The organism is Acidovorax sp. JG5 (genome assembly GCF_017939685.1).
In the GTDB taxonomy this organism is placed as follows: Bacteria; Pseudomonadota; Gammaproteobacteria; order Burkholderiales; family Burkholderiaceae_C; genus Acidovorax.
Genome location: NZ_JAGKSE010000003.1, coordinates 272,372 through 287,494 on the forward strand (window position 1 = coordinate 272,372; position 15,123 = coordinate 287,494).

The following is a 15,123-nucleotide window of genomic DNA, read 5'->3' on the forward strand; positions in this document are numbered from 1 at the left end:
CATCACACCGGGCTGCTGCTTCTGTGCCACCCTTATCGCTGAATCAGGCCCATGACATCACAAATTCTCCCTTCATCTGATATAGCGGACTTTGCCGATGAGGCATCGGACGAAGCCAGCCCCGCCTGTGTGCTGGTGTTCAATGCCAGCGACCCCAGCGGCGCGGGTGGCCTGACCGCCGATATCAGCACCATTGCGTCCGTGGGCGGACACCCCATTGCCGTTGTTACGGGTGCTTACGCCCGCGACACCGCCGAGATCTTCGACCACTTCAGCTTTGACGACGAGGCCGTGTCCGAGCAGGCGCGCGTTGTGCTGGAGGATTTGCCCGTGCAGGCCATCAAGGTCGGATTTGTGGGAAGCCCCGAAAACATCAGCGCCATTGCCGAGATCACCGCCGACTACGACGAGGTGCCCGTCATCGCCTACATGCCCAACCTTTCGTGGTGGCAGGATGACCTGATCGACCAGTACCTGGATGCCTTCCGCGAGTTGCTGTTGCCGCAAACTTCCGTTTTGGTGGGCAACCACAGTACGCTGTGGCGCTGGCTGCTTCCCGAATGGCGCGGCGACCGCAGCCCCACCGCCCGCGACATCGCCCGGGCCGCCGCCGAAATGGGCGTGCCTTACACCCTGGTCACCGGCATCCCGCTGCCCGAACAGTTCGTGGAAAACGTGCTGGCCTCCCCCCAGACCGTGCTGGGCAGTGGCAAATTCGAGCTGTTCGATGCCACGTTTTCCGGCGCCGGCGACACCCTCTCGGCCGCCCTGACGGCCCTGGTGGCCAGCGGCAACGACCTGGGCGAAGCCACCAGCGAGGCGCTGAGCTACCTGGACCGGTGCCTGGACGCCGGATTTCGCCCCGGAATGGGGCACATCATTCCCGATCGCATGTTCTGGGCCCAGCCCGATGACGAAGATGGCGATGCAGACGAACCCCTTGACGAAACACAGGCCCTCGAAGGCTTTGTGATGCCCCCCCATGACACCAAGCACTGACCTCAACATCCCCCTGTTCGAACGCGCCAAGGCGCACATCCCCGGCGGCGTGAACTCGCCCGTGCGGGCCTTCAAGGCCGTGGGCGGCACGCCGCGCTTCGTCAAGCGCGCCCAGGGCGCGTATTTTTGGGACGCCAACGACCAGCGCTTCATCGACTACATCGGCTCCTGGGGCCCGATGATCCTGGGCCACGGGCACCCGGCCGTGCTCGAAGCCGTGCAGAAAGCCGCGCTGGAAGGCTTCAGCTTTGGCGCCCCCACCGAGCGCGAGATCGAGCTGGCCGAAGAAATCCTGGGCCTGGTGCCCTCCATGGAGATGATCCGGCTGGTCAGCTCGGGCACCGAAGCCGGCATGAGCGCGATTCGCCTGGCGCGCGGCGCCACCGGCCGCAGCAAGCTCATCAAGTTCGAGGGCTGCTACCACGGCCATGCCGACGCGCTGCTGGTCAAGGCCGGCTCGGGCCTGGCCACCTTTGGCAATGCCACCAGCGCTGGCGTGCCGCCCGAGGTGGTGCAGCACACCATCGTGCTCGAATACAACAACATCCCGCAGCTCGAAGAAGCCTTCGCCCTGCACGGCAAGGAACTCGCCTGCCTGATGATCGAGCCCATCGCCGGCAACATGAACTTCGTGCGCGCCAGCGTGCCCTTCATGCGCCGCTGCCGCGAGCTGTGCACCGAATATGGCGCGCTGCTGGTCCTGGACGAAGTGATGACGGGCTTTCGCGTGGCCCTGGGCAGCGCGCAAAGCCTGTATGCGCAAAGCATCCCGGGCTTCAAGCCCGACATCACGGTGCTGGGCAAGGTGATCGGCGGCGGCATGCCGCTGGCAGCCTTTGGTGCGTCGCGCGCCATCATGGAAAACCTCGCGCCGCTGGGCGCCGTGTACCAGGCCGGCACGCTGTCGGGCAACCCGGTGGCCACGGCCTGCGGCTTGGCCACGCTGCGCGAAATCCGAAAACCTGGCTTCTTTGATGCCCTGTCGGCCCGCACCCGCTCCCTCGTGGATGGCCTGGTTGCCGCCGCAGCCGCCGAAGGTGTGCCCTTCAGTGCCGACTGCGAGGGCGGCATGTTCGGCTTCTTCCTGCTGCCCCAGCTGCCGCAAAACTACGCACAGGTGCTGAAGACCGACGGCGTGCGCTTCAACCAGCTTTTCCATGGCCTGCTGGACCGCGGCGTTTACATCGCGCCCGCGCTCTACGAAGCCGGCTTTGTGAGCGCCGCCCACACGGCGCAGGACATTGCCGACACCGTGGCGATTGCCCGCGAGGTGTTCAAAACGCTCTCAAATTAAGAGCTGCTTGCGCTTATTGGATAAGCGCTACAGGCCAAAAACGCCTTAACTTTTTGTTCATCCACCCCGTGGCAGCGCACCGCATTGCCACGGGGTTTTTGCGTTGTGCATGCGTTCACGCGCCCGTCACAACCGCCTGTCAGCCTTGGCGGTTTTGTACGGCACGCCACCACCATGAAAACTCCTGTTCGCCCCACCTCCCACCCCATCCGCGACGCAGCCCCGGCCGATGAAGGCCGCCGCGTCTTCGTGCGCCAGCTGGCCCTGGGCGCCACGGCGCTCGGCACCTTGCCGCTGGCCGCCTGCGGTGGCAGCGACAACGACCCCGAAGTGCGCTTCGCCCACGGCGTGGCCAGTGGCGATCCACTGAGCGACCGCATCATGCTGTGGACCCGCGTCACGCCGCCTGCAGGCCACACCGCCGACATTCCAGTGCAGTGGGAGCTGGCCAGCGATGCCGCCTTCACCACCGTGGTTGCCAAAGGCGAGGTTCAAGCCACCGCCGCCAAGGACTTCACCGTCAAGGTCGATGCCACGGACCTCAAGCCCGCCACGGCCTACCACTACCGCTTCACCGCCTATGGCACCAAGTCGGCCGCAGCGCGCACCCGCACGCTGGCCACAGGCAGCATCGCGCAGGTCAAGCTGGCCGTTTTCTCGTGCGCCAATTACCCGGCGGGCTACTTCAACGTGTACGCCGAGGCCGCACGCCGCAACGACCTGGATGCCACCGTGCACCTGGGCGACTACCTGTATGAATACGCCCGCGGTGGCTACGCCTCGGCCAACGCCGAGCAGCTGGGCCGCCTGTCGCAGCCCGCCACCGAAATCCTCACGCTGGCCGACTACCGCGCGCGCCACGCACAGTACAAGACCGACCCCGACCTGCAGGCCCTGCATGCCGCCGCGCCCATGATCGCCGTGTGGGACGATCACGAGATCACCAACGACACCTGGCGCGACGGGGCCGAGAACCACCAAACCGCCACCGAAGGCAGCTTTGGCGTGCGCAAGGCTGCGGCACTGCAGGCCTACCACGAGTGGATGCCGACGCGCAACGCCCAGCCCGATCTCATCTACCGCAGCTTCAACTTCGGCAACCTGGTGGCGCTGCACATGCTGGACACACGCGTGGTCGGGCGCGATGAGCAGGCCGACTACACCCGCTTCATCACCGACAGCGGCTTTGACGCCGCCGGCTTTACCGCCGCCGTGGGCGCCCCCACCCGCCAGCTCCTGGGCGACACGCAGACCCAGTGGCTGCAACAGCAGATGAAGGCATCCACCGCCACCTGGCAGGTGCTGGGCCAGCAGGTGCTGATGGGGCGCATGAACATTCCGGCGCCGATCCTGATCGGGACCATCCAGCCCGGCGCGGGCGTGACGGTGTCGGAATACGCGGCCATGGCAGCCAAGGCCCAGACAGCACCCGCCACGCTGACCGCCGCCGAGAAAGCCATCTTGGCCCAACCGTCGATTCCCTACAACCTCGACGCCTGGGACGGCTACCAGGCCGCCCGCGAAACCGTGCTGGGCACGGCCCGCAGCCTGGGCAAGAACCTGGTCGTGCTGTCGGGCGACACGCACAACGCCTGGGCCAATGAGTTGGCGGACATGAACGGCAACGCGGTGGGCGTGGAATTCGCCACCTCGTCGGTGTCGTCGCCGGGCTTTGAGGAATACCTGCCCAAGGAAGACCCGGCCATGCTGGCGAGCGCGCTCCAGCAGCTGATTGCCCCACTCAAATACTGCGACACCGCGCGCCGAGGCTACATGCTGGTGACGGCCACCGCCACCGAATGCCGCGCCGACTGGGTGTATGTGAACACCATCACCAGCCGCACCTACACAGCCAGTACCGACAAGTCGCTCAAGGTGCTGGCCGGTGTCAGCGGACGCGGGCGCATCGTGGCGGCCTGACCGCCCGCGTTCCGCGCAGGCGCGCAGACAACAAAAAAGCGGCCAAGGCCGCTTTTTTCATGGGGTGATGAACCGCGCGCTGATATCAGTGCCTGAAATGGCGCACGCCGCTGAACACCATGGCCACGCCGCGCTCGTTGGCGGCGTCAATCACTTCCTGGTCGCGCATGGAGCCGCCGGGCTGGATCACGCAGGTGGCGCCCGCATCGACCACCACATCCAGGCCGTCGCGGAAGGGGAAGAAGGCATCGCTGGCCACGGCCGTGCCCTGCAGGGTCAGGCCGGCGTGCTGCGCCTTGATGCTGGCGATGCGCGCGGAATCGAGGCGGCTCATCTGGCCTGCACCCACGCCCATGGTCATGCCGCCCTTGCAAAAGACGATGGCATTGCTCTTGACGTACTTGGCCACCTTCCACGCAAACAGCAGGTCTTGCATTTCTTCCAGCGAGGGCTGCTTGGTGGTGACCACCTTCAGGTCGGTCAGCGCCAGCTCGTGGTTGTCGGCCGTCTGCAGCAGCAGGCCCGAGCCGATGCGCTTGGCGTCCATGGCGTTGCGGCCGCGTTCCCAATCTGTCAGGTTCTGGGTCTTGCCACCATGTGCGGGCAGCGCGATCTTGAGCAGGCGCACATTGGCCTTGGCCTTGAAAATTTCCAGCGCCTCGGCCGTGAAGTCGGGCGCCATCAGCACTTCGACAAACTGCTTGCTGACCTGCGCAGCCGCCGCACCATCGACCACGCGGTTGAACGCGATGATGCCGCCGAAGGCGCTGGTCGGGTCGGTCTGGAAGGCTTTGCTGTAGGCGCTCAATGCGTCCAGGCCCACGGCCACGCCGCAGGGGTTGGCATGCTTGACGATCACGCAGGCAGCGGCCTCAAAGCTCTTCACACATTCCCACGCTGCATCGGCGTCGGCGATGTTGTTGTACGAAAGCTCCTTGCCCTGCAGCTGCACGCCGGTGACCAGCGAGCCGGGCGCGGGGTACAGGTCGCGGTACAGCGCGGCCTGCTGGTGGCTGTTTTCGCCGTAGCGCAGGTCCTGCACCTTGGTGAAGATGCCGTTGCTCTGGCCGGGGAACTGGGTGCGCGTGGGCACGTAGGTTTCCGACAGTTTGTCTTCTTCGAACGTGACGGACGACAGGTAATCGCTGATCGCGCCGTCGTACTGCGCTATGCGGTTGAACGCGGCCACCGACAGCGCAAAGCGCAGTTTGTCGCTGAGCTTTCCGCCCGACTTCAGTTCGGCCAGCACGGCCTCGTACTGGTCGGCCGAGGTGATCACGCCCACGTCCTTCCAGTTCTTGGCGGCGCTGCGCACCATGGCGGGGCCGCCGATGTCGATGTTCTCGATGGCGTCGGCCAGCGTGCAACCGGCCTTGGCCACGGTGGCTTCAAAGGGATAGAGGTTGACCACCAGCAGGTCGATGGTGTCGATGCCGTGTTCCTTGAGCGCCGCCATGTGTTCGGGCAGCTCGCGGCGGGCCAGCAGGCCGCCGTGCACCTTGGGGTGCAGCGTCTTCACGCGGCCGTCCAGCATCTCGGGAAACTGGGTGACCTCGGCCACTTCGGTCACGGGCAGGCCCTTGTCGGCCAGCAGCTTGGCGGTGCCGCCGGTGGACAGCAGCTTGATGCCCAGCGCGTGCAGGGCTTGCGCGAATTCGACGATGCCGGTCTTGTCGGAGACGGAGAGGAGTGCGTTCATGGTGTGGGTGGGGAGAGTTTGAATAAAAACAGGCTCTAGCGCTTATCCATCAAGCGTTAGTAGCTATAAATTAAATAGCAAATAACGCCATCATGTCAGAGCAGCTTGTGCTCGACCAGCTTCTTGCGCAGGGTGTTGCGGTTCAGGCCCAGCCATTCGGCGGCACGCGACTGGTTGTTGTCGGCCTGCTGCATCACCACTTCGAGCAGCGGCTTTTCGACCAGGCGGACCACCATGGTGTACATGCCGTCGGGCGTCTCGCCGCCCAGGTCGCGAAAGTAGCCTTGCAGGCTCTCGCGCACGGATTCTTCGATGTTTTTCTTGCTCATGCAGCCATTCCCTCTTGTTCTTCTGGTTCCGCATCCACGCCACTGCGGGCGGGCAGCCGGTCCATCTGTTGCGCAAGGGCATCCAGATAATCGGCCACGGCCTGCCACTGCGTGGTGCAGTCTTCTATCGTATTGATGTGTTGCCGCAAGGCCTCGCCCCCCGGCAAGGCCCGCAGGTACCAGGCAATGTGCTTGCGCGCGCTGCGCACGCCGGTACCTTCGCCATACAGGCTGTAGTGGTCTTGCAAATGGTCGAGCAGCAGGCGCCGCAGCTCGGCCACCAGCGGCGGCGCCAGGTGTTCGCCCGTGGCCAGGAAATGGCCTACCTCGCGAAAGATCCAGGGCCGGCCCTGGGCAGCGCGGCCGATCATGATGGCGTCCGCGCCGGTGGTGGCCAGCACATCGCGCGCCTTCTCGGGCGAGGTGATGTCGCCGTTGGCCACCACGGGCACCTTCACCGCCGCCTTGACGGCCGCGATGGTGTCGTATTCCGCCTGGCCCTTGTACCCTTGCTCGCGCGTGCGGCCGTGCACCGTGAGCATCTGGATACCCACGTTCTCAAATTGCCGCGCCAAGGCGACAGCGTTCTTGTGCTGCTGGCACCAGCCGGTGCGCATCTTCAGCGTGACGGGCACGTTAAAGGGAGCGCAGGCCTCGACCACCGCAGCGGCAATTTCCACCGCCAGGGCTTCGTTCTGCATCAGGGCAGAGCCTGCCCATTTGTTACAGACCTTCTTGGCCGGGCAGCCCATGTTGATGTCGATGATCTGCGCGCCGCGTTCCACGTTGTAGAGCGCGGCCTCGGCCATCATCTGCGCTTCGGTGCCGGCGATCTGCACGGCAATGGGCCCCGGCTCCCCTTCATGGTTGGCGCGGCGCGAGGTTTTCAGGCTGTTCCACAGGTCCTTGCGCGAGGTGACCATTTCACTCACCGCATAGCCCGCGCCCAGCGCCTTGCACAGCTGGCGAAACGGCCGGTCCGTGACACCCGCCATCGGGGCGACGAACAGGCGATTCGCCAAAGGGATGTGGCCGATCTGCATGAGGGAAGGGAATGGGCGTGCAGCGAATGCTGAAAAAGGAGGCGGCATTGTACCTGCTTAAATTTTCAGCAAACGAAATGGGCGCTCACGCCAGACAGAGGAAATAAATGGCCGGTCTCGCCCTCCATCCATCCACGCATGTCTTCTGACGCCAGCGCGCTGAGACCGCGTTCACGATCTCAGCGCGCCACCAAGTCCACTTCGGCCAGCGCCGGTTGCGGCGCGGCTTTCTGGGCAAAACGCCACCAGGCGTCCGGCAGGTTGTCGAACTGGTGGCGCGCCATGAGCGCGCGCAGCCACTGGCGGTTGTGCTGCACATCGGGCGAAAGTTCCGTGTTGTGGCTGGCAGCATTGGCACTTGCCACCCCGGCGGGCGTTCCCATGTCCACCGCCTCGCCATCGGCCAGGGGGCCGCGCAGCACCTTGCTGGCGCGCAAACCGTCCACCACCTCCACCTGGACGGCCAGGGCACCCCGGGAGACCCGGCACGACGTCTTCAGCGCCAGGCCCTGGGCCTGCAACTCGCGGCGCACGCTCGCCACCGCAGCGCGCAGACGCTCGCCACCTGCGCAGCCTTCCACTTCAGCACCCCAGGCCATGGGCACCGGCGGTAACGTCGGCGCGGGCACGGCGGCCTGGGGGCTCTGGACACAGGCTGCCAGCCCGATGCCAGCGGCGAGCGAGAGCCAATACCCAATGTAGGGAAATGACGGTTTTTGGGGGGTGGGGTGCATCGCAAGCCTTCCGATTTCTGCCAAGGGTTGGAGTTACCTGACGATACAAACCCTGGCGCAGCCGGGCCGTGGCCGAACGGCGCAGCGCCGTGTAGGACGGCGTCCTCAGCGCCGGCCGCAGATGCGCTGCCGCCCTACACTCGCAGCCATATGGAAATCTGGATGCACCAGTTGCTTGAATGGCTGGCCTTGCCGCAATTCGGCTTGGGCACGGTCTTTGTCGTGTCGTTCATCTCGGCCACGCTGCTGCCCATGGGTTCGGAGCCGGCGGTGTTCGGCCTCATCAAGCTCAACCCCGACCTGTACTGGCCCGCCATCGCCGTGGCCACGCTGGGCAACACGCTGGGCGGCGGCGTCAGCTGGTGGATGGGCCTGGGTGCGCACCGCGCCTGGGATGCGGCACGGCGCCACCGGCGCGCCGGCCACCCCGCCAGCGCCGATGCCACACCGGCGCGCGAGCTCAGCCGCACGGAGCGCCGCGCGCGCATCTGGCTGCGCAAATGGGGGGCCAAGACCTGTCTGCTGAGCTGGCTGCCCGTGGTGGGCGACCCGCTGTGCGCCGTGGCGGGCTGGCTGAAGCTGCCGTTCTGGCCCTGCCTGGCCTACATGGCGGTGGGCAAGTTCTTTCGCTACCTGCTCATGACCAGCATGCTGCTGTATTTCATGCCGGGACAACTGGCGATGTAACCGGCGCCCCGCCATCGTCCGGCGGCAGCAGCACGCTCCAGTCCACCGGCCGTGTGGTGTCCACATGCACTGTCAGCGCCTCTTCCGCGGGCGAGAGCGGCTGGGCCGCCGCCCATTGCGCTTCCAGCACCTGCACCGAGGCCTCCGATGCATCGCCGCCGGCCTGCTCGCGGCTGCGCACCCGCTCGCGCAGCACGGCAAGAGGCGCCTCGAACAACAGGATGCGGCACGGCACCTGCGCCTGCACCGCCAGCGCCATGAAGCGCTCGCGCATGGCCGGGTTCAGGAACGTGGCATCCACCAGCACGGTATAGCCCGCACCCAGCGCCCAGCGGGCCGCCTGCGCCAGGGCCTCGTGGGTGCGCAGCGAAACCTCGGCCGTGTAGATGCCGCCCGGCACCGCCGCGCTCGACGCCTGCGGCGCCAGGCCGAACAGCCGCTTGCGTTCCACATCGGCGCGAACGCGCACCACGCCGCGTTCGGCGATCAGCGCCTGCGACTGCGTGCTCTTGCCCGCGCCCGAGAAGCCATGGGCCAGCCACAGCTCCACCGCCCGGGGCTCTGTGAAGCGCTGCGCCAGCGCCAGATAGCGCTGCAGCTCCCGCAGGCTGGCGGCGCGCGCGTCGCCCCCACCCTCCCCCTCCACCTGCGCGAGCCGCAGGCCCGCCACGCGGGCGCGCACCAGGGCCCGGTACACGCGGTAGTACTGCAGCACCTGCAGACCGGCGTAGTCGCCCGTGCACTCCAGCCAGGCATTCAGAAAGCGCCAGGCCAGGTCGGCACGGCCGCGCGCCTCCAGGTCCATGGCCAGAAAGGCGATGTCGGCCACGCAGTCGATCCAGCGCAGCGCCGGGTTGAACTCGATCGCATCGAACAGCTGCGGCTGCCCATCAATCAGCACCAGATTGGCCAGGTGCAGGTCGCCATGGCATTCGCGCACGCGCCCGGACTGCAGGCGCTGCCGGAACACCTGCGCCAGCGCGGCGCCCTGCGCGGCACACCACTGCGCCACCTGGCGCAGCGCAGGGGCCATGTCTGGCAGGGCCTGCGCCACCAGCGGCTGCAGCGCCGCCAGGCAATCCTGCACCGGCGCCACCACGGCTTGGGCCGTGCCCCAGCCCTGCTCGGGCGTAGCCACCCCCGCCCCGGCGTGGAACTGCGCCACATGCTGCGCCAGAGCGTCGATGTGGCTGGGCAGCAGGCGCTGCTGCTCCAGCAGGTGGCTGAGCAGCGCCTCTTGCGCAAAGCGGCGCATGCGCACGGCGGGCTCCGCATCGGCCGTGGCTGCTTCGGCAGGGTGCAACCGCAGGCTGCCTGCGGAGCCACTCAGCGCCACCAGCCCCAAGTACAGCGCCGGCGCAGTGCGCCGGTTGATGCGCAGTTCTTCCTCGCAGGCGGCGCGCCGCAGCGCGGGGGTGCTGAAGTCCAGAAAATCCAGTTTCAGGGGCTTCTTGAACTTATAGACAAAGTCGCCCGCCAGCAGCAGCCAGGAGATATGGGTTTCGATCCACTCCATGGTGCCGGTGGGGTGGCCAAAGGCCTCGGGGCTGCGCTGCAACTGGCGCAGGCGCTGCTCAGCAGCGGAATAGGCCTCGGCAAGGGATTCAGGATGCATGGGCCAACGCTCCGTCAGGGGGTGCGCACCTTCACGCGGGCACCGTCAGTCAGCGCAGCGGGCGGGTAGACCACCACCTGCGCACCCGCCTGCAGCCCCTCTTTCACCCAGGCGTGGGTGCTGCCGCGCGCCTCCAGCACCACCGGCGTGCGCCGTGCCCGGCCACCATCGATCACAAACACCGCCATGCGCGGCGCGGCCACCTCCGCCGTAGGGGCCGACGCGGCGGCGTCGCTGGCGGGCAGCGGAAACAGCGCGCTCACCGGTACCAGGGTGGCATCCGGCGCCTCGCGGGTGAGCACGCGCGCCACCACGCGGTAACCGTCGCCCAGCGCCGCCCACTGCGCCTGCGGGCTCGTCAGGTCGATCAGCACATTCACGCGCTGCTCTTCCACGCCCAGCGCCGACACCTTGGTGAACGCCGCCGGTTCCACGCTGCGCACGCGCCCCTGCAACACGCCAGGGCCACCCCAGCGCTCGATGCGCACGGGGCTGCCCGGGCGCACCTGCAGCGCATCGGTGGAAAGCAGCGGGGCCACCGCTTCGAGCTGCGCGGTGTCGCCCACCTCGACCAGCACCGTGCCCAGCGCCACCACGCCCTCGCTGACCTGCGCCACGCGCAGCACGCGGCCAGCCACGGGGGCCAGCACCTCGAAAGCCTTGCCAGCTGGTGCGCTGCCGGGGCGCTGCACCACGTCGAGTGCCGCGCGGGCCTGGGCCAGATCGGCGCGGGCCACCTGCTGGTCCTGCACTGCGGCGTCGGTGTCTTTTTCGGCTGCCTGCAGCGCCAGGCGCTCGGTATCGAGCCGCGTTGGGGCCACAAAGCCCTGCTGCGCCAGCTGTTCGCTGCGGCGCAGGTCGTTGCGGGCCCGCTCCTGCGCTACCCGGCTGCGCTCAATGCGCACGGCGGCGCGCTGCAGATTGGCCTGGGCGGCGATGACGCGGGCCTGCTGCTCGCGCAGGCTGCGATCATCGAGCAAGGCGGGCATGGCGGGGGTGATGCGCGCCACCACGTCGCCCGCCAGCACCACGTCGCCCTCGCGCAGTGCGATGCGTGCCAGACGCCCGGCCAGCGGGGCCGAGATGCTGTAGCGGTCGCGCAGGCGGGTTTTCGCGTCTTCGTCGATGCCCGCCTCGAAGCGGCCCTGCACCACGGCAGCGGCCTCCACCTGCAGCGGCCGGGGCGCAAACGCCCACGCCAGCAGTGCGCCCAGCACCACCAGCGCGCCCACGCCCAGCATCACCGTCTTCTTTTGCATTGCCATATCCCTGTTGCTTGCATTGTCTGCAATGTTGACCGCACGTCATTCGCGCGTCTTGAGCGCAGCCACCATGTCCAGCCGGTCGATCTGCCGGCGCACCACGAGGGCGCTGGCCACGCCGGCCACCACCACGCACAGGCCCGCCCAGGCATAGGTGCGCGCACTGATGACCACCGGAAACAGAAACTGGTCGTTCTTGAGCAGCTCCACCAGCAAGTACACCAGCCCCCAGCCCATGGCCATTCCCAATGGCAGCGCCAGCGCGATGCCAATCGCCAACTCGCCCAGCAGCAGTGCCGACACCTCGCCGCGCGTAAAGCCCAGCACGCGCAGGCTGGCCAGCTCCCAGGTGCGCTCGGCCAGCGCAATGCGTGCATTGTTGTAGACCACACCCACCGCAATCACGGCCGCGAACAGCGTGAGGATGGTGCTCATGATGCGCACATTGCGCGCACTCACATCCTGCATGTTGCGCAGCAGCGTGGCCTTGCTGAAAGCGCCCGCCACGCGCGGCAAGGCCTTGGTGGCCTCCAGAAAGCGCGCCTCGGAGCCGGGCTCCAGCGCCACGTCAAACTGCGAGGCCACATCGCCCTCTTGCAGCCAACGGTTGAGCACATCGCGCTGCACATAGGCGTTCAGGCCCATCATTTCGCGCACGGTGGCCTGCACCGGCACTTGCAGCGTGCGCTGGCGGCCCTCCAGCACCTCTACGCGCACGCTGTCGCCCACGCGCACCCCGAGCTTGTCGGCCAGGCGATCGGTGAGCAGCAGGCCGGCTTCGGGCACGGGGCTCTGGCGGCCATCCACGTCAATGACGCGCAGCAGTTGCGCATCCGGCGCCACGCCTTCCAGCCCCACCCGCTCGCTGCGGTGGCCATAGCCCATGCGCACCGCCACGCTGCGCGTGGGCTCCACGCCCGTCACCCCCGGCAGGCGCGCCAGCTGCAGGCGGGCCAGGGCATCCACCGGCTCGGTCATCCACACATTCACATCGCTGCGCATCGCGAGGTGAAAGGTGGTGTCCACAATATGGTCGATGGCATCGCGAAAGAAGTTGCCCATCACCACAATGGCCACCGCCGCCGCCGTGCCACCAATGGTGAGCGTGGTGCGCAGCGGCTTGCGTTCCATGTTGCGCAGAATCATGCGCAGCCCGGCTGGAATGCGGCGCACCCCCAGGCGCTCCAGCACCGTGCGGTGGTACTGGCCCGGGGCCGGCGGGCGCATGGCCTCGGCCGGCACCAGGCGCACCGTGGCCCCAATGGCGCTGAGCGTGCCCAGCAGGGCCGTGGTGCCCGTCACCCCCGCGCCCACCAGAATCAGCCACGGCGCGATGCGGTGCTCGAACACCGGAAAGAAGAAAAACTCGGCGTACAACCCGGTCAGCATCGTCCCCAGCCAGTGGCCCAGCGCCACGCCCAGTACCAGCCCCACCACCACGATCACGGCCACCAGCTTGAGGTAATGCCCGGCAATGGCCGCATTGGCATAGCCCAGCGCCTTGAGCGCCGCAATCTGCTCGCGCTGCGTGGCCACCAGGCGCGAAAGCACTACATGCAGCAAAAAGGCCGCCACGGTCAGAAAGATGGCGGGCAGCAAAGTGCCCATCACGCGCTGCTCCTTGATCTCGTTGTCCAGCATGGCGTGCGATGCCTGGTCCTCACGGCCCTGGGCGTCGCGCCCGCCGTAGGGCGCGAGCAGGCGCGAGAGGCCATCGAGCACGGCGGGCTCTGACGCCTGCGGCGCCAGCTTGACAGCCACACGGTTGAACGCGCCCTGCATGTCGTAGGCGGCGGCCAGCGCCTCGCGGTCCACCCAGAACACGCCAAAACCGCGCAGGTCGGGCATGCCCGCCAAGCCCGCAAAGATGTACTCGGGCGACAGCGCCGTGCCCACAATGCGCAGGGTGCGGCGCTTGCCGTTGACCAGCGCCATCAGCTCGTCGCCCGGGTGCAGGCCGCGCACGCGGGCAAAACCTTCGGACACCAGCGCATCGATGGCACTGTCGCTGCGGCCCTGCCCCGCGCCGGACGGCGCCAGCGCCCGGCCGCTGCGCACCGTGACCTGGTTCATGCGCGGCGGCTGGCGCAGGTCCACGCCAATCAGCTGGCCGATGATGGGATCGACCAGCCCGGCGATCTCCACGCGGACCACCTGCTCCACCGTCACCTGCACGTCAGCCACGCCGGGCACGCCGCGCAGCACGTCGGCCAACGCCAGCGGCGCGCGCTTGACGGCGGCAAACGCATCGGCAAAGTGGCCCTGGGCATAAAACCGGTCACGCGCCAGCGCGAGCGAATCCACCGCCGACAAGGTGGTGATGAAGCCGCCCAGGCCGCTGGCCACCACCAGCGCGATGGTGAGGGCCTGGCTCCACATGCGGCGCAGGTCGCGCAGCAGTTTGCGGTCGAGGGCTTTCATCTTTTTTGCCGCCGGGCCGCCCCAAGGCAAAAAGCGACCCCCGTGGGGGGCAGCGGACCCCGCGCAGCGGACAAGCGTGGGGGCGTTGTTTTTTTCACCATGACAGCTCCGAAGGCGAGAGCCGGTGCGCGTTGCGCTCGATGCGCTGAATGGTGCCGTCCACCAGATAGACCACACGGTCGGCCATGGCGGCGATGGCCGCGTTGTGCGTGATGACCACGGCCGTGGTGCCCAGCTCGGCGTTGATGCGGGCGATCACCTCCAGAACCATCTTGCCGGTCTGGTAGTCGAGCGCGCCCGTGGGCTCGTCGCACAGCAGCACATCGGGGCGCTTGACGATCGCGCGGGCAATCGCCACGCGCTGCTGCTCGCCGCCCGACAGCTGCGCCGGAAAGTGGTGCTGGCGCGGCGTCAGCCCCACCAGCGCAATCGCCTCGTCGATGGGCATGGGGTGCGGCGCGATGTCGGTGACCAGGGCCACGTTTTCACGCACCGTCAGGCTGGGAATCAGGTTGTAGAACTGGAAGACAAAGCCCACATGCTCGCGCCGGTAAGCGGTGAGCTCGCTCTCGCTGGCGCCGCTCAGGGCGTGGTCGGCAAAACGCACCTCGCCGCTGGTGGGCACATCCAGCCCGCCCAGGATGTTGAGCAACGTGGACTTGCCACTGCCCGAGGCGCCCAGCAGCACCACGAACTCGCCGCGCACGATGTCGAGGTTGACGTCGTGCAACGCGCGCACCTGCACCTCGCCCGTCTGGTAGGTCTTGCACAAATTGCGCGCATGGAACACCACCACGGCACCATACGGCACAGGGCGCGCGGGGGTTGGGTCAACCAGGGCATCGGGCATGGAGGGCAGCGCTGCGCGCCGGACATCAGGACAATGCCGGACAGTGTGGACGCTGCCTGATGCGTGTCAACCACCCTGGGTCAAGCAAAGAACACGCCACCGCAGCAGCCGCGTGAACCCGCCTTGCGGGAAGCGCCCACCGCTCACCCGGTCCACGGCCAATAGCGCCCCATTTTCACTATTAAAACAATAGCTACTAGCGCTTACCCCATAAGCGCTAGAGGCACTTTTCTATCAAATTACCGGGTGCTGCAGCCTGTGTCTTTGTAG

General features: G+C 67.3%; 12 protein-coding genes. 4 read left to right on the forward strand and 8 right to left on the reverse strand.

Annotated elements, in window-relative coordinates; genetic code table 11:
- Positions 1–51: 51 nt before the first annotated feature.
- The 3 genes from J8G26_RS05370 (at position 52) to J8G26_RS05380 (ending at position 4,213) form a co-directional block, all read left to right on the forward strand.
- Positions 52–999, forward strand: coding sequence for a bifunctional hydroxymethylpyrimidine kinase/phosphomethylpyrimidine kinase (locus tag J8G26_RS05370; RefSeq protein WP_087747424.1), 948 nt, complete (start codon positions 52–54; stop codon positions 997–999).
- Positions 983–2,293, forward strand: coding sequence for a glutamate-1-semialdehyde 2,1-aminomutase (gene hemL, locus J8G26_RS05375; protein ID WP_210568201.1), 1,311 nt, complete (start codon positions 983–985; stop codon positions 2,291–2,293). Before J8G26_RS05370 ends, hemL begins: the two co-directional genes overlap by 17 nt.
- A gap of 174 nt (positions 2,294–2,467) precedes the next feature.
- A complete protein-coding gene (locus tag J8G26_RS05380; protein WP_210568202.1) occupies positions 2,468–4,213 on the forward strand; it encodes an alkaline phosphatase D family protein in 1,746 nt (581 codons plus the stop codon).
- Between the two features lie 85 nt (positions 4,214–4,298).
- Here the strand turns inward: J8G26_RS05380 and purH are convergent, their stop codons facing one another.
- From purH to J8G26_RS05400, 4 genes are all read right to left on the reverse strand, one after another.
- Positions 4,299–5,912 carry a bifunctional phosphoribosylaminoimidazolecarboxamide formyltransferase/IMP cyclohydrolase gene (purH, locus tag J8G26_RS05385; RefSeq protein ID WP_210568203.1) on the reverse strand — a complete coding sequence of 538 codons (1,614 nt, stop codon included), beginning with the start codon at positions 5,910–5,912 and terminating at the stop codon, positions 4,299–4,301.
- 95 nt (positions 5,913–6,007) lie between these two features.
- Positions 6,008–6,241, reverse strand: coding sequence for a Fis family transcriptional regulator (locus J8G26_RS05390; RefSeq protein WP_087747432.1), 234 nt, complete (start codon positions 6,239–6,241; stop codon positions 6,008–6,010).
- Positions 6,238–7,284 (reverse strand): tRNA dihydrouridine synthase DusB, encoded by a 1,047-nt coding sequence (gene dusB, locus J8G26_RS05395; RefSeq protein ID WP_087747434.1) that lies wholly within the window; start codon positions 7,282–7,284, stop codon positions 6,238–6,240. The genes J8G26_RS05390 and dusB overlap by 4 nt, the downstream gene beginning before the upstream one ends.
- 179 nt (positions 7,285–7,463) lie before the next feature.
- Entirely contained in the window at positions 7,464–8,018 is a 555-nt protein-coding gene (locus J8G26_RS05400; RefSeq protein WP_210568204.1) for a M15 family metallopeptidase, read from the reverse strand.
- Positions 8,019–8,180: 162 nt separating this feature from the next.
- Here J8G26_RS05400 and J8G26_RS05405 point away from each other — a divergent pair, with 162 nt between their 5' ends.
- Positions 8,181–8,705 carry a YqaA family protein gene (locus J8G26_RS05405; RefSeq protein ID WP_210568261.1) on the forward strand — a complete coding sequence of 175 codons (525 nt, stop codon included), beginning with the start codon at positions 8,181–8,183 and terminating at the stop codon, positions 8,703–8,705.
- Here the strand turns inward: J8G26_RS05405 and J8G26_RS05410 are convergent.
- From J8G26_RS05410 to J8G26_RS05425, 4 genes are all read right to left on the reverse strand, one after another.
- Positions 8,680–10,320 carry a bifunctional aminoglycoside phosphotransferase/ATP-binding protein gene (locus J8G26_RS05410; RefSeq protein WP_087747438.1) on the reverse strand — a complete coding sequence of 547 codons (1,641 nt, stop codon included), beginning with the start codon at positions 10,318–10,320 and terminating at the stop codon, positions 8,680–8,682. The two genes, J8G26_RS05405 and J8G26_RS05410, sit on opposite strands and share 26 nt — an antisense overlap.
- A gap of 14 nt (positions 10,321–10,334) precedes the next feature.
- Positions 10,335–11,579, reverse strand: a complete 1,245-nt coding sequence (locus J8G26_RS05415; protein ID WP_349238306.1) for an HlyD family efflux transporter periplasmic adaptor subunit — start codon at positions 11,577–11,579, stop codon at positions 10,335–10,337.
- 45 nt (positions 11,580–11,624) lie between these two features.
- On the reverse strand, positions 11,625–14,003 hold the full coding sequence (locus tag J8G26_RS05420; RefSeq protein WP_210568206.1) for an FtsX-like permease family protein: 2,379 nt from the start codon (positions 14,001–14,003) through the stop codon (positions 11,625–11,627).
- 94 nt (positions 14,004–14,097) lie between these two features.
- A complete protein-coding gene (locus tag J8G26_RS05425) occupies positions 14,098–14,853 on the reverse strand; it encodes an ABC transporter ATP-binding protein (protein ID WP_087747443.1) in 756 nt (251 codons plus the stop codon).
- Between the last annotated feature and the right edge of the window lie 270 nt (positions 14,854–15,123).